The organism is Streptomyces sp. NBC_00287 (assembly GCF_036173105.1).
Taxonomy (GTDB): Bacteria; Actinomycetota; Actinomycetes; order Streptomycetales; family Streptomycetaceae; genus Streptomyces.
Genome location: NZ_CP108053.1, coordinates 3,366,719 through 3,389,662 on the forward strand (window position 1 = coordinate 3,366,719; position 22,944 = coordinate 3,389,662).

21 protein-coding genes are annotated in these 22,944 nt (G+C 69.4%); 13 read left to right on the forward strand and 8 right to left on the reverse strand.

Annotated elements, in window-relative coordinates; genetic code table 11:
* Positions 1–8 precede the first annotated feature (8 nt).
* Both OHT76_RS15305 and OHT76_RS15310 read right to left on the reverse strand, forming a co-directional pair.
* On the reverse strand, positions 9–440 hold the full coding sequence (locus OHT76_RS15305) for an HD domain-containing protein (RefSeq protein WP_328871373.1): 432 nt from the start codon (positions 438–440) through the stop codon (positions 9–11).
* Positions 437–1,627 (reverse strand): PP2C family protein-serine/threonine phosphatase, encoded by a 1,191-nt coding sequence (locus OHT76_RS15310; RefSeq protein ID WP_328871374.1) that lies wholly within the window; start codon positions 1,625–1,627, stop codon positions 437–439. The genes OHT76_RS15305 and OHT76_RS15310 overlap by 4 nt, the downstream gene beginning before the upstream one ends.
* Positions 1,628–1,789: 162 nt before the next feature.
* Here OHT76_RS15310 and OHT76_RS15315 point away from each other — a divergent pair, with 162 nt between their 5' ends.
* Positions 1,790–3,046 (forward strand): GNAT family N-acetyltransferase, encoded by a 1,257-nt coding sequence (locus OHT76_RS15315; RefSeq protein ID WP_328871375.1) that lies wholly within the window; start codon positions 1,790–1,792, stop codon positions 3,044–3,046.
* Positions 3,047–3,094: 48 nt separating this feature from the next.
* On the opposite strand, the gene OHT76_RS15320 is transcribed toward OHT76_RS15315, so the two are convergent.
* A complete protein-coding gene (locus OHT76_RS15320; RefSeq protein WP_328871376.1) occupies positions 3,095–3,904 on the reverse strand; it encodes an Fpg/Nei family DNA glycosylase in 810 nt (269 codons plus the stop codon).
* A 325-nt stretch (positions 3,905–4,229) separates the two neighbouring features.
* Positions 4,230–4,715, reverse strand: a complete 486-nt coding sequence (locus tag OHT76_RS15325) for a ribose-5-phosphate isomerase (protein ID WP_328871377.1) — start codon at positions 4,713–4,715, stop codon at positions 4,230–4,232.
* 183 nt (positions 4,716–4,898) lie between these two features.
* On the opposite strand from OHT76_RS15325, the gene OHT76_RS15330 reads away from it, so the two are divergent.
* Positions 4,899–6,338: an amino acid permease gene (locus OHT76_RS15330; RefSeq protein WP_328871378.1), complete on the forward strand. Its 1,440-nt coding sequence runs from the start codon at positions 4,899–4,901 to the stop codon at positions 6,336–6,338.
* Between the two features lie 78 nt (positions 6,339–6,416).
* On the opposite strand, the gene OHT76_RS15335 is transcribed toward OHT76_RS15330, so the two are convergent.
* On the reverse strand, positions 6,417–8,045 hold the full coding sequence (locus OHT76_RS15335) for a protein kinase domain-containing protein (protein ID WP_443049791.1): 1,629 nt from the start codon (positions 8,043–8,045) through the stop codon (positions 6,417–6,419).
* Positions 8,046–8,276: 231 nt separating this feature from the next.
* Here OHT76_RS15335 and OHT76_RS15340 point away from each other — a divergent pair, with 231 nt between their 5' ends.
* Both OHT76_RS15340 and OHT76_RS15345 read left to right on the forward strand, forming a co-directional pair.
* Positions 8,277–9,002: a hypothetical protein gene (locus OHT76_RS15340; RefSeq protein ID WP_328871380.1), complete on the forward strand. Its 726-nt coding sequence runs from the start codon at positions 8,277–8,279 to the stop codon at positions 9,000–9,002.
* A 65-nt stretch (positions 9,003–9,067) separates the two neighbouring features.
* Positions 9,068–10,363, forward strand: coding sequence for an FAD-binding oxidoreductase (locus tag OHT76_RS15345; protein WP_328871381.1), 1,296 nt, complete (start codon positions 9,068–9,070; stop codon positions 10,361–10,363).
* On the opposite strand, the gene OHT76_RS15350 is transcribed toward OHT76_RS15345, so the two are convergent.
* Positions 10,353–10,934, reverse strand: a complete 582-nt coding sequence (locus tag OHT76_RS15350; protein WP_328871382.1) for a biotin transporter BioY — start codon at positions 10,932–10,934, stop codon at positions 10,353–10,355. The two genes, OHT76_RS15345 and OHT76_RS15350, sit on opposite strands and share 11 nt — an antisense overlap.
* A gap of 352 nt (positions 10,935–11,286) precedes the next feature.
* Here OHT76_RS15350 and OHT76_RS15355 point away from each other — a divergent pair, with 352 nt between their 5' ends.
* Positions 11,287–12,669: an amino acid permease gene (locus OHT76_RS15355; protein WP_328871383.1), complete on the forward strand. Its 1,383-nt coding sequence runs from the start codon at positions 11,287–11,289 to the stop codon at positions 12,667–12,669.
* Between the two features lie 108 nt (positions 12,670–12,777).
* The gene (locus OHT76_RS15360; RefSeq protein WP_328871384.1) at positions 12,778–13,419 is read left to right on the forward strand and encodes a superoxide dismutase; all 642 of its coding nucleotides are present in this window, start codon (positions 12,778–12,780) and stop codon (positions 13,417–13,419) included.
* Between the two features lie 107 nt (positions 13,420–13,526).
* On the opposite strand, the gene OHT76_RS15365 is transcribed toward OHT76_RS15360, so the two are convergent.
* Both OHT76_RS15365 and OHT76_RS15370 read right to left on the reverse strand, forming a co-directional pair.
* Positions 13,527–14,159, reverse strand: a complete 633-nt coding sequence (locus tag OHT76_RS15365; protein ID WP_328871385.1) for a histidine phosphatase family protein — start codon at positions 14,157–14,159, stop codon at positions 13,527–13,529.
* A gap of 81 nt (positions 14,160–14,240) precedes the next feature.
* Positions 14,241–15,656: an FGGY-family carbohydrate kinase gene (locus OHT76_RS15370; protein WP_328871386.1), complete on the reverse strand. Its 1,416-nt coding sequence runs from the start codon at positions 15,654–15,656 to the stop codon at positions 14,241–14,243.
* A 165-nt stretch (positions 15,657–15,821) separates the two neighbouring features.
* Between OHT76_RS15370 and OHT76_RS15375 the strand changes: the two genes are divergently transcribed.
* From OHT76_RS15375 to OHT76_RS15405, 7 genes are read left to right on the forward strand one after another with little or no spacing between them, the layout of a single operon-like run.
* Entirely contained in the window at positions 15,822–17,243 is a 1,422-nt protein-coding gene (locus OHT76_RS15375) for an ABC transporter substrate-binding protein (protein ID WP_328871387.1), read from the forward strand.
* A 6-nt stretch (positions 17,244–17,249) separates the two neighbouring features.
* Positions 17,250–18,125 (forward strand): carbohydrate ABC transporter permease, encoded by an 876-nt coding sequence (locus OHT76_RS15380; protein ID WP_328871388.1) that lies wholly within the window; start codon positions 17,250–17,252, stop codon positions 18,123–18,125.
* Positions 18,122–18,946, forward strand: coding sequence for a carbohydrate ABC transporter permease (locus OHT76_RS15385; RefSeq protein WP_328871389.1), 825 nt, complete (start codon positions 18,122–18,124; stop codon positions 18,944–18,946). The genes OHT76_RS15380 and OHT76_RS15385 overlap by 4 nt, the downstream gene beginning before the upstream one ends.
* Complete coding sequence (locus OHT76_RS15390) at positions 18,943–20,019, forward strand: ABC transporter ATP-binding protein (protein WP_328871390.1); 1,077 nt, start codon at positions 18,943–18,945, stop codon at positions 20,017–20,019. The genes OHT76_RS15385 and OHT76_RS15390 overlap by 4 nt, the downstream gene beginning before the upstream one ends.
* Positions 20,016–20,837, forward strand: a complete 822-nt coding sequence (locus OHT76_RS15395) for a DeoR/GlpR family DNA-binding transcription regulator (protein WP_328871391.1) — start codon at positions 20,016–20,018, stop codon at positions 20,835–20,837. Before OHT76_RS15390 ends, OHT76_RS15395 begins: the two co-directional genes overlap by 4 nt.
* Positions 20,815–21,885 carry an ABC transporter ATP-binding protein gene (locus tag OHT76_RS15400; protein WP_328871392.1) on the forward strand — a complete coding sequence of 357 codons (1,071 nt, stop codon included), beginning with the start codon at positions 20,815–20,817 and terminating at the stop codon, positions 21,883–21,885. Before OHT76_RS15395 ends, OHT76_RS15400 begins: the two co-directional genes overlap by 23 nt.
* Positions 21,882–22,931, forward strand: a complete 1,050-nt coding sequence (locus tag OHT76_RS15405) for a 2-hydroxyacid dehydrogenase (RefSeq protein WP_328871393.1) — start codon at positions 21,882–21,884, stop codon at positions 22,929–22,931. The genes OHT76_RS15400 and OHT76_RS15405 overlap by 4 nt, the downstream gene beginning before the upstream one ends.
* The last annotated feature ends 13 nt before the right edge of the window (positions 22,932–22,944 follow it).

A 22,944-nucleotide genomic window follows, 5' to 3' on the forward strand; every position in this document is an offset into this window, starting at 1 on the left:
ATCACGGGCTACAGACCGAGAAGTGCGCGCATTCTTGCGTACTTCTCGGTCAGGCGTACGCGGGTGGGTTCGTCGAGAACCGCCAGGCGCACCGGGTTCGCGTTGTGCGCCAGGTCCGCCTCCTTCACCAGCAGTGCGCCCGGCGTGGCGAGGATCCGCCCGGCGTACGCCTCCGGTGACTCCCCCGCCCGCTTCGTGACCGCCAGGACTATGTCCTTCGTACGGCGGCTCAGCGCGGCATCCTGCAGCCACTGTTCGGAGAGGGCGTCGTCCTCTACCGCGTCGTGCAGCCAGGCCGCCGCGATCTGGTCCTCGTCGCCGCCGCGGGTACGGACGCCGTCGGCCACGGCCTTCAGATGCTCGGCGTAGGGCCTGCCCGCTTTGTCCGTCTGACCCTCGTGGGCGGCTCGGGCGATGGCCTCGATCTCTCGGAGGTTCATGCGTGGACACCCGCCTGCGTCGTCACCGTAGGACCCTCGCGGCAGATCAGCAGCAGCGCACGGTCGTCGTTGACGTCCTTGGCCACCGCCTCGATGAGGTGCCAGGCCGCCCCGTGGAAGCCGCCGGAGACATAGCGGTCGGCCTCGCCGGTGAGGCGGTCGATGCCCTCGACGATGTCGCGGTCGGAGGTTTCCACCAGTCCGTCTGTGAACAGCATCAACACATCCCCGGGCCGCAGCGAGCCCTTCACGGGGTCGAACTGGGCACCGTCGTACACACCCAGCAGCGGGCCCTCGGCGGCCTTCTCCTCCCAGCGGCCGCTGCCCGCGCTGAGCTGGAGGCCCGGTGGGTGGCCCGCGGAGTAGAGCTCGTAGTCGCCGGAGTCCAGGTCGAGGACCAGGTGGATGGAGGTCGCGAAACCCTCGTCCCAGTCCTGGCGCAGGAGGTAGCCGTTCGCCGCCGGGAGGAAGGCGTGCGGGGGCAGGGAGCCGAGCAGGCCGCCGAAGGCGCCCGAGAGCAGCAGGGCGCGTGAGCCCGCGTCCATGCCCTTGCCCGAGACATCCGTGAGGACGACCTCCAGGGTGCGGCCGCCGTTCGTACGGGCCGCGACAACGAAGTCACCGGAGAACGACTGGCCGCCCGCCGGGCGCAGCGCCATCTCGCGGTGCCAGCCGTTCGGCAGCTGTGGCAGCTTGCTCTGCACGCGGATGCGTTCGCGCAGGTCGAAGAGCATGGTGCCGCCGCGCCGCCAGGGCACACCGACCCGGCTGCGGAACTGTGCGATCAGCAGACCGACGAAACCGCAGGCCGCGACGACCAGGACCACGCCCGGGGTGACCCGGGCGGCGCCCTCGGTGTACGGGCCGAGCTGCACCGACTCCACGATGAGGGCGGTGGCCGCGGCCGCGTACAGGCCGAGCAGGCTGGCCGGGCGCAGCAGGAGTCCGCCGGCGACGATGGGGAGGACCAGCGCGGCCGGTGCGCACCACACCGAGTTGGCCAGAGTGGTGGCGGTGATCAGCGGGACGGTGAGCAGCAGTCCGGCCAGCGCGATCCAGTCGGAGCCGTCGCCGCGGAAGTAGTCGACGGCGCTTCGGCGCAGGCCGACGCGGACCCGGTGCCACTGCATTCGCAACCGGGCCGCGAACGTATCGGCGGCCGCGCGCCGCTCTCGTCCTGCTGCCATTAGTTCGGGACCCTATCCATCGGACCAGCTGCTTGGCACGGGAGGTCCCACTTGTCCCCCGTCCGAGGCTCAACTTCACAGTGAACTTCACGAGAAGCCACCGCGCGGCCACCCGGCGGAAATTCCCTGGCTCGTCCCGCATTGCCCTGGTAGGCATGGCACATGGGGACACACTTCACGACCGGTTCCGCGACCGAGCTGCGGCAGCTGCTGCCCGAGGACTGGGACACGTGGTACGACGTACTGCTGCGCGCCTTCGGGGGGATGCCCGAGCCCGCAGAGGAGCGTGAACTGTACCGGGAGCTCACCGAGTTCGACCGCTTCTTCGGCGTCTGGGACGGCGACCTGTGCGTGGGGTCGGCCGGGGCGTTCCGCTTCGGGGTGACCGTGCCCGGCGGTGCCTCGGTGCCCGCGGCGGGCGTGACGATGGTCGGCGTCGCCGCCACGCACCGGCGGCGCGGGGTTCTTACGTCGATGATGCGCAAGCAGCTGGACGATGTGCGGTCCTGGGGCGAGCCGCTGGCGGTGCTGACGGCGTCCGAGCCCGCGATCTACGGGCGGTTCGGGTACGGCGTGGGGACCCTCCAGCTCGGCGCCGAGATCGACACGAGCCGGGTGCGGTTGTCGGTGCCGGCCGGTACGGACGACGTACGGCTGCGGTACGCGGATCCGGTGGAGGCGGTCGACGCCTGCGAGAGCGTGTACGCGGCGCTGGTGCCGGTGCGGCCCGGGATGCTGGCCCGACTTCGGCCCGGCTGGGCGCGGGTGGGGGTGCTCGATCCGGAGGACGGGCGGGACGGGGCGTCGCCGTTGCAGTGCGTGGTGGCCGAGCGGGACGGGGAGACTGTCGGATACGCCCGTTATGCGGTCAAGCCGGAGTGGGGCGTGAGCGGGCACAACGGCGCGGTGCATCTGCGGGAGCTGGCCGGGGTGGACGCGGCGGCGCAGGCCGCGTTGTGGCGGTTCCTCTTCGACATCGACCTCACGACGACGTTGCAGGTGCGCGGGCGGCCGATGGACGAGGCCTGGCAGTACCAGGTGTCGGACATACGGCGGTGCAGGCCGCGGTACCGGGACGGGCTGTTCGTCCGGCTCGTCGAGGTCGGGGCGGCGCTTCAGGCGCGGACGTATCAGGCGCCGGTGGATGTGGTGTTGGAGGTCGAGGACGCCTTCTGCCCCTGGAACTCCGGGCGTTGGCGGCTGTCGGGGGACGCGAAGGGGGCGTCCTGCGAGCGGACCCGGGACGCGGCCGATCTGGCGCTGTCCGTACGGGAGTTAGGGTCGGCGTATCTCGGTGGGGTGAGTCTTGCGTCGCTGGGTGCGGCGGGGCGGGTGCGGGAGTTGCGCCAAGGGGCGTTGGCGGAGGCGTCGGTGGGGTTCGGGTCTGCGGTGGCGCCTTGGCTGCCGCACGGGTTTTAAGGACAGGGCTCTGGTGCGCCGATGCCGACGGTGCGGCCGGCACCATGCCTACTTCTTCTGGCAGGACGGGCACCAGAAGAGGTTGCGGGCGGCGAGATCGGCGGTGCGGATCTCGCCGCCACAGATGTGGCAGGGGAGGTTGGCCCTGCGGTACACGTAGACCTCGCCGCCGTGGTCGTCGACGCGGGGTGGGCGGCCCATCGCCTCGGGGGTGTGTTCCGGGCGGACGGTGTCTATGCGGTTGTTGCGGACGCCCTCGTGCATGAGCTCCACGAGGTCGGTCCAGATCGAGTCCCACTCCTCGGGCGTGATGTCCTTGCCCGCGCGGTAGGGGTCGATGCCGTGTCGGAAGAGGACTTCTGCTCGGTAGACGTTGCCTACGCCCGCGATGATCTTCTGGTCCATGAGCAGGGCGGCGATGGTCGTACGGCTGCGGGAGACGCGGCTGTACGCCGTGTTCGGTTCTGCGTCTTCGCGGAGGGGGTCCGGGCCGAGGCGGTCGTGTATGGCCTGCTTCTCGGCGGGGGTGATCAGGGCGCAGGTTGTCGGGCCGCGGAGGTCTACGTACTTCTTGGTGTTCGTGAGGCGGAGGCGGACCGTGTCTGTGGGTGGGGGTGCGGGGGTGGGGCCGAAGTTGACCTTGCCGAAGAGGCCGAGGTGGATGTGGATCCAGTCGGTGTCTCGGAAGCCGAGGAAGAGGTGTTTGCCGTGGGCCTCGGTGGTGGTGAGGGGGGTGTTGGTGAGGAGGGCTGCGGCGTCGGAGAACTTGCCTTGGGGGCTGGTGACGTGGGGGGCTGTGCCGTTGAAGGCGGCGGCGTAGTCCTTGGCCAGGCGGTGGATCGTGTGCCCCTCAGGCACGGTGGCTCCTTTGTGTCGTGTTTTTCTCGCCCCCGCCGCCCCTACCCGTCCCGTCCTCCAGGGGCTGCCGCCCCTTCGACCCCGCCCAGGGGGCTCCGCCCCCTGGACCCCCGTCGGCCCTGAAGGGGCCTCGTCCTCAAACGCCGGACGGGCTGAGAGGGGCGGCCCGTGTTGAGAGGTGCAGCCATCTGGGCGGAGCACCCTGCGGGTGGGTGGGGGATAGGGATGGCAAACCCGGCCTCAAACGCCTGACGGGCTGAAAAGCGTGCGGGCGCAGCATCCTGGGGGCCCCTCGCTTGCGAGGGGTCCCTGTCCAGGGCTGGTCTTACTGCTGCGGGTGGTGTGGGGGGATCGGGGGGAGGTCGCCTGTTGTTTCGTACGTCGACAGCATGTCGATTCGGCGGATGTGGCGGTCGTCGTTCGAGAACGGGGTCGCCAAGAAGATCTCCACGAACTTTGTCGCCTCGTCCTGGGTGTGCATGCGAGCGCCCACCGCTACGACGTTGGCGTTGTTGTGCTGGCGGCCCAGGGCCGCGGTCTCCTCGCTCCAGGCGAGGGCCGCTCGGACGCCCTTGACCTTGTTCGCCGCGATCTGCTCGCCGTTGCCGGAGCCGCCGATCACGATGCCGAGGGCCTCCGGGTCCGCGGCCGTGCGCTCGGCGGCGCGCAGGCAGAAGGGCGGGTAGTCGTCCTGGGCGTCGTAGATGTGGGGGCCGCAGTCCACCGGGTCATGGCCGGCCGCCTTGAGCCAGTCGACGAGGTGGTTCTTGAGTTCGTAGCCCGCATGGTCCGAGCCGAGATACACGCGCATGCGACGAGTGTGACATGGCCGTTTCCGGGAAGCTGCCCCGGGGTTGATCCCGAAAACTATGAGCCACACTACAGAACCTCAGGAAAACCTCAAGTAACGATCTGGAATCAAAGGTTCATTTAATTCTTTGCCTCCGATTCACTGGACCAACTCGTTAGGCCCCGGCACAAAGGAATCCCCCCTATGACCGACCCCGGCAACGGCCTTCAGGCTGGGCTCAAGAACCGCCATCTGTCGATGATCGCCATCGGCGGTGTCATCGGCGCCGGACTCTTCGTCGGGTCCTCCTCCGGTATCGCCACCGCCGGCCCCGGCATTCTCCTGTCGTACGCCCTCGTCGGCACGCTCGTAGTGCTGGTGATGCGGATGCTCGGTGAGATGTCCGCCGCCAACCCGACCTCCGGCTCCTTCTCCGCCCACGCCGACCGGGCGCTCGGGCGCTGGGCCGGGTTCTCCATCGGCTGGCTGTACTGGTTCTTCTGGGTCGTCGTGCTCGCCGTAGAGGCGACCGCCGGCGCCGTGATTCTGGAGGGCTGGATCCCGGCCGTACCGCAGTGGGCCTGGGCGCTCATCGTGATGGTGGTGCTGACCGCCACCAACCTGGTCTCCGTCGGCTCCTACGGCGAGTTCGAGTTCTGGTTCGCCGGGATCAAGGTCGTCGCGATCGCCGCGTTCATCGTCATCGGTGGGCTTGCGGTGTTCGGGCTGCTTCCTGGCGTCGACAGCGAGCAAGCCGGGCTGAGCAACCTCACCGAGCACGGTGGCTTCCTGCCCAACGGGCCCGGCGCGATTCTCACCGGTGTGCTGCTTGTCGTCTTCTCCTTCATGGGCAGCGAGATCGCCACGCTCGCCGCGGGTGAGTCCGAGAACCCGCAGCAGGCCGTCACCAAGGCGACCAACAGCATCATCTGGCGGGTCGCCGTCTTCTACCTCGGCTCGATCTTCGTCGTGGTCGCCCTGCTCCCCTGGGACAGCAAGTCGATCGCCGAGGACGGGTCCTACGTCGCCGCCCTCGACTCCCTCGGTATCGCGCACGCCGGTCAGATCATGAACTTCATCGTGCTGACCTCCGTGCTGTCCTGCCTCAACTCCGGCCTGTACACGGCTTCCCGTATGGCCTTCTCGCTCGGCCAGCGCGGTGACGCGCCCAAGGCCTTCGCGAAGACCACCAGCCGTGGTGTGCCGCTCGTGGCGATCATCGCGTCCGTCGTCTTCGGCTTCGTCGCGGTCTTCTTCAACTACAAGTTCCCGGACTCCGTCTTCCTCTTCCTGGTCAACTCGTCCGGTGCCGTGGCGCTGTTCGTCTGGCTCGTGATCTGCTTCTCGCAGCTGCGGATGCGGAAGATCATCCAGGCCGAGGCGCCGGAGAAGCTGGTCGTCCGGATGTGGCTGTACCCGTATCTGACCTGGGCCACGGCCGCGCTGATCGTGTTCGTCCTCGGCTACATGCTGACCGACACCGAGCACGACGGACGCAAGACGGTGCTGCTGTCGCTGCTGGTCGCGGCGGTCGTGCTGGCTATCGCGTTCATCAAGGAGAAGGTCCGCGGTGGTGGAACGGCTCCGGCGGTGAAGGTGCGGGTCGATTCCGAACTCGACGCCGACGAGGTCAACGTCGGCTGATTCGGCCGCGGTATGTCGAAGGGGGCCCCTCGGGGCCCCCTTTCCCGTATTCAAAGGACCGTGTTCACAGGATCCTGTTCACAGGATCGTGAAGCTGTCCTTGACCTTGTCGTATGTCTTGAGCGCCTCGTCCTCGACGTCCGGCTGGTACCAGGTGTTGATCTGGTACGACTTCCCCTTCACGTTGAAGCCCAGCAACTGGGCGTGCCAGGGGACGCCCTCGAGTGTGAAGGTGTACTCCCAGACGACCGCCGGGTTGCCGCGGAACGTCGTCTCCTCCAGGCGGATCTTCTGGTACGCCTGCCCCTGGTGGGCGTTCTGTTCCGAGGTCTCCCACGTCTCCATGAGGTCGCCGCGGGCCAGGGAGGACTTGGCGACGAGCTCCTGTTTGCCCTCGGGGGAGGTGTAGTGCACCTCGGCGCCCGTCTTCACATCCCGCCGCCAGCCCTCGGGCGGCACCCACGCGAACCCGCCGGCCTCCGTGCGCGCTCCCGGCGGCAGGGTCTGCGGGCGGGCGGTGCCTTCTACCGTGGGCGAGGGGGACTCGTACGCGGAAGAGGGCGTCGAGCCGCCCGCCTTGTCGTCCTCGGGCGACCCACCGGAGTTCATGAGCAGGACGACGGCGACTACGGCTCCGGCCGTGACGAGTCCAGCGGCGGCGAGGAGTCCCGGGCGGCGGCGCGAGGGGCGGGGGTGGGCGGGGACCGGGGGGCCGGGGAGCTCGCCCGGGGGCATGGGCTGGGGGTCGGGGGTGGGGGTCGAGCGCCGTTCCGTCTCGGCCTCGTGGTGCATCACGGCGGCCGGCTTCGTCTCCTCACGGATGAGGGAGACACCCGTGGTGACGGGGCGACGGCGGCCGAAGTCGTGGGTGGGCCGGTGAACCTCAGGGGGCGGGGTGTCGGCCGGCTCCTCCCGCGTCTCCTCCGCCGTACCCACCGTCACCGTCGGCGTAGGCGCCGGGAACGCGATCGGCTGGAGGGCGTTCTCCAAGTCCCCCAGGCCCGGGCGGACTTCCGGCTCCTTCTCCAGCAGGGCCGCCAGGATGTCGGTCAACGGGCCTGCCAATGAAGGGAGTTCGGGCTCCTCGTACAGGACCGCGTGCAGTGTGGCCAGTGTGGTGTCCCGGGAGAACGGGGAGCGGCCGCCCAGGGCCGCGCACAGGGTGGCGCCCAGGGACCAGATGTCCGACGGTGGGCCCTGGGGGCGTCCTGAGATCCGCTCGGGGGCCATGTAGTCGGGCGAGCCGACCAGCATGCCCACCATGGTGAGCGCCTTGGCGTCCTGGATCGCCGCGATGCCGAAGTCCGTGAGGACCACGCGCCGCGCTCCCGTCTCCACCAGGACATTGCCGGGTTTGATGTCCCGGTGCAGTACGCCCCGTTCGTGCACCTGGCGCAGCGCGGCCACCAGGCCGAGGCCGATGCGTGCCGCCTCCGCGGGGCCCAGTGGGCCCTCCTCCACGAGGAGCCGTTCCAGGGAGCGGCCGGCGACCAACTCCATGACGATCCACAGGCGTTCGCCCTCGTCCACGACGTCGTAGACGCGCACCACGTTGGGGTGGTCGATGCGGGCGGTGGCCCGGGCTTCGCGCAGGGTGCGTTCGCGGCGGGTGCGGGTGTCCTCGGGGTCGAGGCCGTCTATCCGCATTTCCTTGATCGCAACCGGCCGGTCGAGTATTTCGTCGGCGGCCCGCCACACCCGCCCCATCCCTCCCTGTCCGATACTTTCGACCAGTCGATAGCGTCCGGTCACCAGTAGCCCTGGAACTCCGCCACTCCTCGTGTTTCCCGTATTCCCCGGCAATCCGCTGCACCCCCTCGAATACCTGCCCATTTGAAACACGATGGTCACACTTCGCGCCACCCCAGCATAGTGCGGAGAAATCTTGTGGTACCTCTTCAAGTACTGCGAATTCAGGCGCAGCCAAGGGGGACGAACATGAGTTCTCGTCGTACGACGACCATCGCGGGATCGCTGGTTGCAGCATCTTTCTCGGCAGTGATGATCCTTCCGTTCACCGCCGCCGCGGATGACCAGGGACCTCAAAGCAGCAAGGGGGGAAAGGCCGTTGACGAGGCACCGGCGGGGGTGGAACTGACCACGACCCTGCCCGAGAAGATCTCGGTCGACAACAAGTCGCAGGAGACGGCGATTACCGCCACGGTGAAAAACGAAGGAACCGAGGAGAGCGGAGAGATCAGGCTTCTGGTCGTCGGATTCGACGGCCTGACGGTCAAGAATGTTCAGGGCTGTTCAGCGATCGCCGAAAGCGATCTGCCGGAGGGTTCGAACAGCGGATTCGCCTGCGCGGTGGACAATCTCGCGGCCGGTGACGCGAAGTCGTACGACGTCGAGGCGACGTACGACCTGAGCAAGACCGGCAAGATCTGTCTGCCCGTCCAGTCGACGTCGGGTGACAAGACGTTCTGGCAGCAGGGTCCGGTGCCGTTCGGTACGACGAACCCGTCGCCGAACGCCCCGGCCACCCCGCTGCTGCTGGGCACCGACAACAAGCCGGTGGCGCCCGGCGGTGCCGAGTTGGCGGAGACCGGCGCCAAGCGGGACGTCCTGCCGTTGGGGGCGGCCGGGGCGGCGTTGATCGCGGCGGGCGCGGCCGGACTGTGGTGGTCGCAGCTTCGGCGGCCGGTGCGACAGGAGAGTTGAGCGGAAGATCGAAGCGGCCGGATAACCTGACGGCACCTGTCAGGTTATCCGGCCATCCTCTGCCCATGACCACCACAGGACAGGTACTGCACCCCGGCGAGCCCGGCTACGACGACGAACTCGCCGGATTCCAGACCGGGTTCACCCAGCGCCCCGAGCTCGTCGTCCCCGCCCGCTCCACGGAGGACGTCATCGCGGCCGTACGCCACGCGGCCGACCGGAACCTGCCGATCGCCGTCCAGGCCACGGGGCACGGACTCCCCGGGTCCACCGAGGGCGGCCTGCTCATCACGACCCGGCGCATGGACGGGGTGACCATCGACCCCGAGGCCCGCACCGCCCGTATCGAGGCCGGGGTGCGCTGGGGACAGGTCGTCGAGGCGGCGGCGCCGTACGGACTCGCGCCGCTCAACGGCTCGGCTCCGTCCGTCGGCGCCGTGTCCTACACACTGGGCGGCGGACTCGGCATCCTGGCCCGGGAGTTCGGGTACGCGGCGGACCACGTCCGCTCCCTCGACCTCGTCACCGCCGACGGCGAACTGCGCCATGTCACCCCGGAGTCCGACCTGTACTGGGCCCTCCTCGGCGGCGGCCACGGCCTCGGCGTAGTCACCGAGCTGGAGATCGGCCTCGTCCCGGTCCGTACGCTCTACGGCGGCTCCCTCGCCTTCGACGGCGGGGAGGTCGACCCGGCGGCAGTACTGCGGGCCTACGAGGAGTGGACGCGCACGGTGCCGGACGAACTGACCTCGTCCTTGGCGGCCGTACCGTATCCGGACGTCCCCGGGATGCCGCCGCATCTGCGGGGGCGGTACGTCATCTCCGTGCGGGTCGCGTACACCGGCGCCGACGGCGAGCGGATCGTCGCACCGCTGCGGGAGATCGGGCCGGTTCTGGCCGACTCGCTGCGCGAGATGCCGTACGCCGAGAGCCACACCATCCACAGCGACCCGGACTTTCCGCACGCCTACTACGGGGACAGTGCGGTGCTGAGTGAGCTGGACGTCAGCAAGGCGGCCGAGTTGCTCGCGCGTACCGGTCCGGGCGCCGACGCCATGGTCGTCGTACAGATCAATCATCTGGGTGGGGCGCTGGCCGCACCCGCGCCGAACGCGGTGCCGTACCGGGAGGGAAGGTTTCTGGTGCGGCTGCTGGCCATGGCCGAGCGGGAGCGGGCTCGGGAGATTCTGGATCCCGCCTTCGCGCTGCTCGCGACCGAGACACTGGGGCGGTCGCTCAACTTCGCCTTCGGGGCCGGGGACCGGACCGCGGGGCTGTACGACGACGGGACGCGGAAGAGGCTCGCCGGGCTGAAGACCGAGGTCGACCCGGCGAACCTCTTCCGAAGGGTTACTTCTTGAGCAGCTTCCAGGCGGTGGGCAGCAGGCCCATCGCCAGGGCGGCCTTCAGGGCGTCGCCGATGAGGAACGGCGTGAGGCCGGCCGCGATGGCGGCGGAGGCGGACATGTCGGCGGCGAAGGCCAGGTACGGGACGCCGATGGCGTAGATGATCGCCTCGCCGAGGAGCATCGTGCCGGCCATGCGCAGCATCGAGCGGTCGGCGCCGCGGCGGGCCAGAGCGCCGACGGCGGCGGAGGCGAGGAGCATGCCGAGGATGTAGCCGAAAGAGGCGCTGAAGCCGTGGCCGCCGTCCGCGAACCACGGCATGCCCGCGAGCCCGGCGAGGGCGTACAGGGCGAGCGCCGCGACACCGCGCCGGGCGCCGAGCGAGGTGCCGACCAGCAGCGCGGCGAAGGTCTGGCCGGTCACCGGGACCGGGGTGCCCGGCACGGGCACGGCGATCTGGGCGGCGAGCCCGGTGAGCGCTGCGCCGCCGGCCACGAGCGCGATGTCCCGGACACGGGAGGCGGGGAGCAGGTCGGCGAGGACCTGTCCGGTGCGGGCGGGGGCGGCGACAGCGGCGGTGCTCATGGGGACTCCGCGGAGTGAGGGCAGGCTGGGACACGGCGACGCTATCCCAGGCGCCTACGGCCGATCACCGTCAGTGGTCGACAAAGGCCGGATCATGGGATTGGTGGGCTCTGCACAAAGAGGAGCGGTTACGCGCGGTACGGCGTGATACCGGTCACTGAGGTGGGGACGCGCAGGTCACGAAGGGGTCGGCGGGAGGTCTGTAGGGTTCCACCAATCCGGCGACCGTGAAGAGTCCCGTACGCTCCGTGGCGTACCTGTCCGCATAGTGGGCGCCCTCTTCGTCTCAGCGGACACGGCCCCCAGACTGACGGGGTTTTTGCCCATCTCACGCATTGGACGAGCCGCGCCCATGCCCAGCACCACAGTCGAGACGCCGCCGCAGCAGGACGGTGCCTCCCTCTCCCACGGCCTCAAGCAGCGCCATCTGTCGATGATCGCCCTCGGTGGGGTCATCGGCGCCGGCCTGTTCGTGGGCTCCGGCGCCGGTATCGCCGCCGCCGGCCCCTCGATCGTTATCGCCTACGCCCTCTCCGGCCTCCTTGTGATGCTGGTGATGCGGATGCTCGGCGAGATGTCGGCCGCGTATCCGTCCTCCGGCTCCTTCTCGGCGCACGCCGAGCGGGCGATCGGGCCCTGGGCCGGTTTCACCGCGGGCTGGTCCTTCTGGGTCCTGCTCTGCACGGCGGTCGGCCTGGAGGGCATCGGCGCCGCGAAGATCGTCACCGGCTGGCTGCCGGGCACGCCGGAGTGGGCGTGGGTGGCGCTGTTCATGGTGGTGTTCTGCGGGGCGAACCTGGCGGCCGTGAAGAACTTCGGCGAGTTCGAGTTCTGGTTCGCGGCGCTGAAGGTCGGCGCGATCAGCCTGTTCCTGGTGCTGGGGGGCCTGGCCATCTTCGGCGTCCTGCCGGGCACGGACTCCCCCGGGACCTCGAACCTGACCGACTTCCTCCCCAATGGCGGTGAGGGCCTGATCATCGGCTTGCTCGCCTCGGTCTTCGCGTACGGCGGTATGGAGACGGTCACCATCGCCGCCGCCGAGTCGGAGAACCCGGTCAAGGGCGTGGCGAGCGCGGTCCGCACCGCGATGTGGCGCATCGCCCTCTTCTACATCGGCTCGATGGCGGTCATCGTGACCCTGGTCCCCTGGGACTCCCAGGCGGTCGTCGAGAAGGGCCCGTACGTCGCCGCCCTCGACGAGCTCGGCATCCCGGGCGCCGGTCAGCTGATGAACGTGGTCGTGCTGGTCGCGCTGCTCTCGGCGATGAACGCCAACATCTACGGCTCCTCGCGCATCGCGTACTCCCTGGTCGAGCGCGGCCAGGGCCCGAAGGCGCTGGGCCGGGTGACCTCGGGCGTCCCCCGCATCGCAGTCCTCGCCTCCTCGGTGTTCGGCTTCGGGTGCGTGCTGCTCAGCTACTGGCGTCCGGACGATGTGTTCCCCTGGCTGCTGAACATGATCGGCGCGGTGATCCTCGTCGTCTGGATCTTCATCGCCGTCTCCCAACTGCGCCTGCGGGCACGGCTGGAGCGGGAGGCGCCGGAGAAGCTGACGGTGCGGATGTGGGCGTTCCCGGTGCTGACCTGGGTGGCGCTGGCCGGGATGGTGGCGATCTTCATCCTGATGGCCCGGGAGCCTGACACTCGGGTGCAGCTGTACTCGACCGGCGGGATGACCCTGCTCCTGGCGGCCGTGGGGTACGCGTGGCAGAAGGCGCGTGCCGCCAAGAGCTGACGCCCGCGCGACACCACAAGAGCCCCCGTGTGATCCGCACGGGGGCTTTTTGCTGGTAGGTTGTTATTGCGAATAGCTTGCAATAAGAGGTCGGAGGGGACTTCACCCATGCCCGTCTACACGCTTCCTGAACTGCCGTACGACTACTCCGCGCTCGCCCCCGTGATCAGTCCGGAGATCATCGAGCTGCACCACGACAAGCACCACGCGGCGTATGTGAAGGGGGCCAACGACACGCTCGAGCAGCTCGCCGAGGCGCGGGACAAGGAGCAGTGGGGGTCTGTCAACGGCCTGGAGAAGAACCTGGCCTTCCATCTGTCCGGGCACATCCTGCACTCGATCTACTGGCAGAACATGACCGGCGACGGTGGCGGTGAGCCCCTTGCCACCGACGGTGTGGGCGAACTCGCCGACGCCATCACCGAGTCGTTCGGGTCCTTCGCCGGCTTCAAGGCGCAGCTGTCCAAGGCGGCGGCCACCACGCAGGGTTCGGGGTGGGGCGTTCTCGCCTACGAGCCGCTGAGCGGGCGGCTCATCGTCGAGCAGGTCTACGACCATCAGGGCAACGTCGGCCAGGGTTCCGTGCCGATCCTTGTGTTCGACGCCTGGGAGCACGCCTTCTACCTCCAGTACAAGAACCAGAAGGTCGACTTCATCGAGGCGATGTGGCAGGTCGTCAACTGGCAGGACGTGGCCGGGCGTTACGCCGTCGCCAAGTCCCGTGCCGATGTGTTGCTGCTGGCGCCCTGATCGCCTTCAGTCGTCCTGCCTCGTGATCGTCTTCTCACCCTTCACGCGGGCAGGCGGAATGACGGAAGCCCCCGCGAGGACGTGACTCGCGGGGGCTTCCTCGTCTGCTACGGCTTCTCCTCGCACGGCACGTTGAGGGACAGCAGTGCGGTGGTGCCGTCGCTGCCGTCGTTGTTCATGAGCACTTCGGTGATCGCCGCGTTGCGCAGGCGCGGGAAGACCCTGCGGTACTCCCGCGCCGGGATCTTCAGCAGGGTGCACAGGGTCAGGCGGAGCAGGGTGTTGTGGGCTACGACCAGGACGCGGCCGTCGGGGTGGGCGGCGGCGATGCGGCGGAGAGCTGCGGCTCCGCGTTCGGCCGCCCGTCTTGGGTCTTCGGCGCCGGGGAAGGGGTGGGCTACCGGGTCTTCGCGGAAGGCCTGGGCCGCGTGGGGGTTTTCCGCCTCGAACTCGGCGAGGGTGCGGCCTTCTACTGTTCCGAAGTCGCACTCTCGCAGGTCGGGGTCGCGGTGCGGGGTCAGGGCGAGGGCCTTGCAGGCGGGGTCGGCGGTGGCTACGGCTCGGGAGAGGGGGGAGGTCCAGATCGCGTCGACGGGGTGGGCGGTGGCCCAGCGGGCGAGGGCCTCGGCCTGGGCTCGGCCGGTGTCGGTGAGTTGGACGTCGCTGATTCCGGCGTAGCGGTTTTCGGCGTGCCAGGTGGTTTGGCCGTGGCGGGTTAGGAGGAGGGTGGTGGGGGTCATGGGGGGCAGTATTTCGGCTGCGGGCGGGTGGGGGCTGGTCGCGCAGTTCCCCGCGCCCCTTAGGGGGTTGTCCGGCCGTGGCTAGAGACGCTCGCGTGCATGTCCTGCCACCTCTTCCGGCAGCCAGCCCCTCGCCTCCAACTCGTCGATCAGCCTGGCATACGCCTCTGTGAAGAGCGCCGTGCGGTTCGCCTGGGGTTCCAGGACCGTGCCTGTGCTGACCATCCCGTCCGCCGCATCCGCGAGCGTCGGTGTCGCGCCCGTGCCGAAGGACGCCAACGCCGCCATCCCCAGCGCCGGTTCCGTTTCGCGCGGTACTCGGACCTCGCGGCCCAAGACATCCGCCCGCAGTTGGTTCCAGTACGCGCTGCGGGCGCCGCCTCCTGTGAAGGTGAGGGGGCCGTCCAGCGGGGCGCCCAAGTGGTCGAGGTAGTCCAAGGAGAGCCGCTCCGTGAAGGCCACCCCCTGAAGCAGCCCTGCCCAAAGGTCCGCGTCGGAGTCCGGCACGCCCAGCGACAGCGACGTGGCCTCCGGGGCGAGGAAGGGGAAGCGTTCGCCCTGGGCGACCAAGGGGTACGTGATCACCCCGGACGGTTCAAAGGCAGCTGCTTGTGCGTCCAGCGCCGCCCGGTCCGCTCCCGGGAACAGCGCGTCCAGTACGCCCGCCCCCACGCTCGAGGCACCGCCCGGGAGCCAACTCCCATCCGGTGCCCGATGGTTGTAGACCACGCCCGTCGCGTCCCGCACCGGGGTCGGCGACGCCCCCTTCAGCACCAGCGTCGTACCGAGCACCGAGTTCCACGCGCCCGGCCGCAGCGCTCCCGCCGCGATCTGGGCCGCACACCCGTCCGTCATCCCCGCGATCACCGGCGTCCCCGCCGGAATGCCCGTGGCCTCCGCCGCCGTCGGGGAGACCTCGCCGAGCCGGGTGCCGGGGCGGACGACGTCGGGGAGGGTGTTCTCGGGGAAGACCCGGGTGGGCCAGGCGTCCCGCTGCAGGTCGTAGCCCGTCTTCAGGGCGTGGCTGGAGTCCGTCGGGGGCAGTTCGCCGGTGAGGAGAGAGACGATCAGGTCCGGTTGGTGCGTGATCCGGCCCGGGCCGTACGTCCCCAGCAGCCACAGGGCTTTCGGCAGCGCCCATGTGTCCTGTACCGCGAGGCCCGCCGCTCGCGCCCGCTTGCCCTCCTCCGCCGCGCGGGCGTCGTCGTACATCAGCGCGGGGCTCATCGGCCGCCCCGCACCGTCCGTCAGCAGCACGGTCCCGGACGTCCCGCACACCGCGAGCCCGCCGACCCGCACCCGAGACCGCCCCTGGAGCGCGGCACCGGCCGCCGCGCACACCCCGTCCCACCACTGCCCGGGGTCCTGCTCGTGCCGTACGCCCTCGCGCCGGCCGCCGAGGGGCGCCGAGCCGGAGCCGAGGACCGTGCCGTCCTCCGTGACGAGCAGTGCGCGGACGCTCTGGGTGCCGAGGTCGATCCCGAGCCATGCTGTCATCGGACCTCCCGCACATCGAGCGACGTGAACTTCTCACTCTGCCCCGATATTTTCGGCTGCGCGAGGGATTGACGCCCAACTTCCGCCGTTCCACCCTCTGTTAACGAGTCGACTCGCCGCGTTAACCCAGGCCGCGCCTGACCCAACCCCACGTGGAGGTCACGGATGGACACGCACGCGCACGACCGTCGCCGCTTCCTCGCCATCGGCGCCGCCCTGGCCGCGACCCCGCTGCTGTCGGCATGCGGTGCCGGGTTCGGCGGGGACGACGACAAGGGCGACGGCTCGGCCGCCGACGACATCACCGGCTCCTTCGACTGGAAGCGGGAGCAGGGCACGACCGTCAAGGCGCTGCTCAACAAGCACCCGTACACCGACGCCCTGATCGCCGATCTGAAGTCCTTCACCGAGCAGACCGGGATCAAGGTCGAGTACGACGTGTTCCCCGAGGACAACTACTTCGACAAGCTCACCGTCGACCTGTCCAGCGGCCGCGCCTCCTACGACGTCTTCATGCTCGGCGCCTACATGGTGTGGCAGTACGGCCCGCCGGGGTGGCTCGAGGACCTCGGGCCCTGGATGGCCAACTCCTCGGCCACCGGCGACGATTGGGACCAGGCCGACTTCTTCCCGAACCTCCTCCAGGCCGACCAGTGGTCCCTCGAGGCGGGTGCCCCGCTCGGACAGGGCGGGCAGTACGCGCTGCCGTGGGGCTGGGAGACGAACGTCGTCGCCTACAACACGGATGTCTTCGGCAGGCTCGGGCTCAAGCCCGCCGAGACCTTCGACGAGCTGCAAGAACTGGCTGAAGCCATCAAGAGGAAAGCTCCTGGCGCCGGGTTCGACGGCATGTACGGGATCGCCGTACGCGGGTCGCGGAGCTGGGCCACCATCCACCCCGGCTTCATGACGATGTACGCCCGCAATGGCCTGAAGGACTTCACAGTCGACGGTGAGAAGCTCACGCCTGCCATGAACACCCCGGAGGCCGTGGCGTTCACCGAGGACTGGGCCGGCATGGTCAAGCGCGGCGGGCCGCCGTCCTGGACGTCGTACACCTGGTACCAGTGCTCCAGCGACCTCGGCGCGAAGAAGGCCGGGATGCTGTTCGACGCGGATACCGCCGCCTACTTCCAGGCCGTGGAGGGCGCCAGTCCCGCCTCCGGGAAGATCGCCTTCCATCCGGGTCCGAAGGGGCCGGACGGATCGCTGGCCACCAACATGTGGATCTGGTCGCTCGGAATGAACGCCAAGAGCAAGCGCAAGAGCGCCAGTTGGCTCTTTCTGCAGTGGGCGACCGGCAAGGAGCATCTGCGCAAGGGCGCGATCACGCACAACCACATCGATCCGGTGCGGAAGTCCGTGAGCCAGGACCCGGCCTACAAGGACAAGATGAAGAACCTGCCCGGCTTCATCGAGACCTTCGAGACGGTCGTCGACCAGACGAAGATCCAGTTCACCCCGCAGGCCCAGTTCTTCGACGCCACCACCAGCTGGGCCTCGGCGCTCCAGGAGATCTACGGCGGCGCGGGCGCCAAGTCGGTACTGGACGGGCTGGCCGGCGACCTCGCCGACAAGGTGGGCTGAAGCGCGATGCGGCTCGCCCTTCGCCCGTACCTCCTGATCGTCCCCGCCCTGCTGCTGACCTGCGGGATTCTGTACCCCTTCGGGCTCGGCCTCTACTACACGCTCTTCGACTTCTCGGCCAGCAAACCGCAGCCGGACATGGTCCGCTTCGAGAACTACGAGACCGTGTTCACCCAGGAAGCCTTCTGGAACTCGGCGTGGGTGACCGTGCTGTACGCGGTCGGGGCCGCTGCCGTGGAGACCGTGCTCGGGGTCGCCGTAGCGCTGCTGCTGCACCGGTCCTCGCTGGTCGGAAGGGTGCTGGAGAAGATCCTGATCCTGCCGCTGATGATCGCGCCGGTGATCGCGGCGATCATCTGGAAGCTGATGCTCCAGCCTTCGGTGGGGGTGGTGAACTATCTGCTGCGGCCCTTCGGGCTCGGCGATGTGCAGTGGACGGACACCCCCACGGGCGCGCTGCTCTCCTCCATCGCCGTGGATGTGTGGGTGTACACGCCGTTCGTGGCGATCCTGGCTCTCGCCGGGCTGCGGTCGCTGCCCACATCTCCCTTTGAGGCGGCGGCCGTTGACGGGGCCGGCTGGTGGTACACCTTCCGGCGGCTGACCCTGCCGATGCTGTGGCCGTATGTGCTCGTCGCGGTGATCTTCCGGTTCATGGACTCGCTGAAGGTGTTCGACATCATCTACGCCCTGACGGAGGGCGGTCCGGGCGACTCGACCGTCGTTCTGCAGATCCGGGCCTATCTGGAGGCCATCCGCTTCCAGCGGTACTCCTTCGGGATCAGCTACACGATCGTGCTCTGGGCGGTCGTCTATCTCGCCGCGATGGTGCTCGTACGGCATCTGGGGCGGATCCAGCGGAAGGCGGCGGAGGTCCGATGAGGAAACGGCTGCTGGGGTGGCTCGCGGACGCCGCCCTCATCCTCTACTTCGTCTTCGCCCTCTTCCCGATCGCCTGGATGCTGATCCTCTCTCTGAAACCCACCAACCAGCTCTTCAGCACCTACTTCTCCTTCTCCCCCACCCTCGACGGCTACCGCACGGTGCTGGGCGACAGCGAGGGCATCCCCTTCGTGCGGTTCTTCGTCAACAGCCTGGTGGTGTCGGTGGGGGCGGTCGTGCTGTCCCTCGTCGTCGGGCTTCCGGCGGCGTACGCCTCGGCGCGCTGGCGGTTCAAGGGCTCCGAGAACCTGATGTTCACGCTGCTGTCGTTCCGGTTCGCGCCCGAACTGACCGTGATCATCCCGCTGTTCGTGCTGTACCAGGAGCTGGGTCTCTTCGACACCTACGTCGGCATGGTGTGGGTGCTGCAACTGGTCACGCTGCCGCTGATCGTGTGGATCATGCGGTCCTACTTCGCCGATCTGACCCCGGAGCTGGAGCAGGCGGCGCTGCTCGACGGCTACACCCGCAAACAGGCCTTCTTCAAGGTGGCGCTGCCGCTGGTGAAGCCGGGGATCGCGGCCGTATCCCTGCTGGCGTTCATCTTCGCCTGGAACAACTTCGTCTTCCCGCTGATCCTCACCTCCAGCGAGGCCCAGACGGTGACCGTGGGCGCGCTGTCCTTCCTCGGCGGGGACCGGCCCAAGTACAACCTCACGGCCGCGGCGGCCCTCGTCTCCGTCGTACCCCCGCTGCTTCTGGCGCTGTTGATCCAGCGGTATCTGGTGCGGGGGCTGTCCTTCGGGGCGGTGAAATCGTGATCGGGCTGAAGGGGATCCGGAAGACGTACGGCAAGGTCACGGCGCTGGACGGGCTCGAACTGGACGTACAGGAAGGCGAGTTCTTCTGTCTGCTCGGGCCCTCGGGGGCCGGAAAGACGACCACACTGAAGACCGTCGCCGGGCTCGAACCGCCGGATGCCGGGACCGTCGAGATCGACGGGCGGGACATGCGGGACGTGGAGCCCTACGACCGGGGCGTGGCCATGTGCTTCGAGAGTTACGCCCTCTATCCGCACCGGTCGGTGTACGACAACCTCGCCTCACCGCTGCGCTCGCCCCGGTATCGGCTGCCGGCCGCACAGGCGCGCGGTCGCATTGTCGAGGTCGCTGAACTCCTCGGTATCGGCGACCTGTTGGAGCGGCCCATCAGTCAGCTGTCCAACGGTCAGCGGCAGCGCGTCGCCCTCGGCCGGGTGCTGGTCCGGCCCGCCCGCGCCTTCCTCCTGGACGAGCCGCTGTCCCACCTCGACGCCAAACTCCGCCAGCAGATGCGGGCCGAGCTGAAGGCGATCGGGGCGGTGCGGCGGACGACCACCCTGTACGTCACCCATGACTCCGTCGAGGCGCTGGCGCTGGGCGACCGGATCGGGGTGATCCGGAGTGGGCGGATCGTGCAGACGGGGACGCGGGAGGAGATCTGGTACCGGCCCTGCGACACCGAGGTGGCGCGGGCCTTCGGGCGGCCGCGGATCAATCTGCTGCCGGGGACGACGACCGAGGACGGCTTCCGGTCGAGCGACGGGAAGGTCGAACTGCCCGTCCGGGCGCAGGCCGGTGCCGAGGTGCTCGTGGGCATCCGGCCCCGCGATCTCGCCCTCCACGGCGGCCCCGGTCACGAGCTCTCCGGCACCGTCTACGTCACCGAGGTGCTCGGCCGCAGCGTCGAGGTGACCGTCCGGATCGGCGAGCAGCACGTCTCCCTGGTGGCCCCGCGCGCGGACGCCGCCGGACTGCGTCCCGACGACCCGGTACGCGTGACGGTCAGGCCTGAGAACCTGCTGCTGTTCGAGGCCGACCGGCCGGAGCGTCCAGGACGAAGGATCTCGCCATGACCAACGCAACGCAGGGGCCCGCGGCCCGTCAGGCCGCCATGGCGGAGCGGGTCCTGGCCGACGGTTCGGCGACGGCGGCCGAGCTCGCCGAGCGGTTCGGGGTGAGCCTGATGACCATCCACCGGGACCTGGACGAGCTCGAACGGCAGGGCATTGTAAGGAAGTTCAGGGGTGGGGTGACCGCGCAGCCGTCCGGGGTGTTCGAGTCGAATGTGCAGTACCGGCTGAAGACCATGCGCGCGGAGAAGGCCGCCGTGGCCGAGCACGCTGTGCGGCTGATCGAACCGGGTATGGCGATCATGCTGGACGACTCCACCTCCACCCTGGAGATAGCGCGCAGGCTCCGGCTCGGCGAGGTCACCCCGCTGACGGTGGTCACCAACTTCCTGGAGGCCATCAATCTCCTCTCCGACCAGCGCGGCATCCACCTCATGGCCCTCGGCGGCGACTACGACCCGCTGCACTCCTCCTTCCTCGGGGTGTCCTGCGTGGAGGCCGTCCAGCAACTGCGGGTGGACGTCTGCTTCGCGTCGACGTCGGCCGTGCACCGGGGTTACGCCTACCACCAGGAGCAGCACATCGTGTCGGTGAAGCGGGCGATGCTCGACTCGGCCGCCCGGAACGTCCTGCTGATCGACCACACCAAGCTCGGCCGGACCGCCCTGCACCGGGTCGTGCCGCTCTCGCGCTTCGATCTGCTGCTGGTCGACGACGGGGCCTCGGCGGAGGCGCTGCGGGACCTGGACGAGCACAAGGTCCGGTACGAGGTCTGCACGAGGAAGGGGGGTGGCGAGGATGACCGAGCTGGTGCTCCATGAGCTGCGCAAGACCTATCGGTCGCGGGGGCGGCCGGCGGTGGAGGCGGTGCGGGGTATCGATCTCGCGCTGCGATCGGGCGAGTTGCTCGGGCTGCTCGGCCCGTCGGGGTGCGGGAAGTCCACCACGCTGCGGATGATCGCAGGGCTGGAGACGGTGACCGGTGGGGACATCCTGGTGGGCGGCGACTCGGTGGTCTCGCGTCCCGCACAGCAGCGCAATATCGGGGTCGCCTTCGAGAACTACGCGCTCTATCCGCCGCTGACGGTCGCGGAGAACCTCGCCTTCGGGCTGCGGGCGCGGGGCCGCCGTAAGGATGTACCGGCCAAGGTCGCCGAGATCGCCGAGCGCGTCGATCTCACCGGCATCCTCGACGCCCGACCCGCGGGCCTGTCCAGCGGCCAGAAACAGCGGGTCTCCCTGGCCCGCGCCCTCATCCGCGAACCCGACGTCCTCCTACTCGACGAACCCCTCTCCCACCTGGACGCGGCCCAGCGCGACACCACGCGCCGCGAACTCAAGCGGATCCAGAAGGACTTGGGCCATACGACGATCCTGGTCACCCATGACCAGGAGGAGGCCCTCTCCCTCGCCGACCGGATCGCCGTGATGAAGGACGGCGTGATCCAGCAGCTCGGCACCCCCTACGAAATCTACGACAGCCCCGCCAACCGCTTCGTCGCGGACTTCGTCGGCGAACCCGCGATCAATCTGCTCCCCGGCACCACCGAGGGCGGCCACGTCCGCCTTTCCGGCTCCCTGAGCCTCCCGCTGCGAGTCAAGATGCCGGCCGGCCGCGAGGTCGTCGTCGGAGTCCGCCCCGAGGACCTCGAACTCTCCGGCGACGACGGTCTGCCCGCCCGGGTCCTCGCCCATGAGCCACTCCTGGAGTCGGGCATCGCCACCCTCGCCCTGGACGGCATCGACCAGCCCCTCGTCGTCCTCACCGACCCCGAGGTGCGCCTCGCCCATGACGAACAAGTTCGGGTGCGCGCCGACGCCGCCCGCATCCATGTCTTCGACGCCGAGACGGGAGACGCCCTGCGATGAACTCCTCCTCCAACTCCTCCTCCGCCAAGAGCGTGCGGGTCGTGGCCGCGGGTGACCACTTTGTGCTGCCAGGGCTGATCGCGCGGGCGGTGCAGCACGAAACGGATGCTGATGTACGGGAGTTGACCCTCGGCTGGCCCCTGGAGCCGTTCGGTCCAGTCGCCGAGGTGACCGAGGCCAGCGATGCCGAGGACGCGCTGATCGACGCGCTCTCCGACGACCGCGAGGTCCTCGTCACGCAGATGGGCCCGGTCACCGAACGCGTCCTGGCCGCCTGCCCGGCCCTACGGCTGGTCGTCGTCTGCCGGGGCGGACCGGTCAATGTGAACCTGGACGCGGCCAAGTCCCATGACATCCGCATCTGTTACGCACCCGGCCGCAACGCCGCCGCGACCGCCGAGTTCACCGTCGGGCTACTGCTGGCCGCCCTGCGCCGTATCCCCCAGGCCCACGATCTGCTGGCCCGGCGGGGCAGTTGGGCAGGGGCCGCCTACTACACGTACGAGCGCAGCGGTCTGGAGCTGGAGGATCTGCCCGTCGGGCTCATCGGCTACGGCGCGGTCGGCAGCCGGGTGGCCCGGGTGCTGTGTGCCTTCGGGGCGCGGGTGATGGTGTACGACCCTTATGTGCACGGTGAGATCCACGGTCTGCGGCTCGCCTCGCTGGACGAACTCCTGCGCCGGTCCCGGGTGATCAGCCTGCACGCCCGGCTCACCGCCGAGACGCGGGGTCTGATCGGCGCCCGGGAGCTGGCGCTGCTGCCGCCGGGGGCGGTCGTGGTGAACGCGGCGCGCGGACCGCTGCTCGACGAGGACGCGTTGTGCGACGCGCTGGAGCGCGGTCATCTGTCGGCGGCAGCGCTCGACACCTACGCGGACGAGCCGCTGCCGGCCGGATCCCGGCTGCATGCGTTCGCCGACCGGGTGGTGCTGACCCCGCACCTGGGCGGGGCGAGCCGGGCGGTGGCGGAGAAGGCGGCGGCCATCGCCGCGGCGGAGGTGGGCCGCTGGGTGCGCGAGGAGCCGCTGGCGCACTGTCTGACCTGAGGGGAGCTGTCGT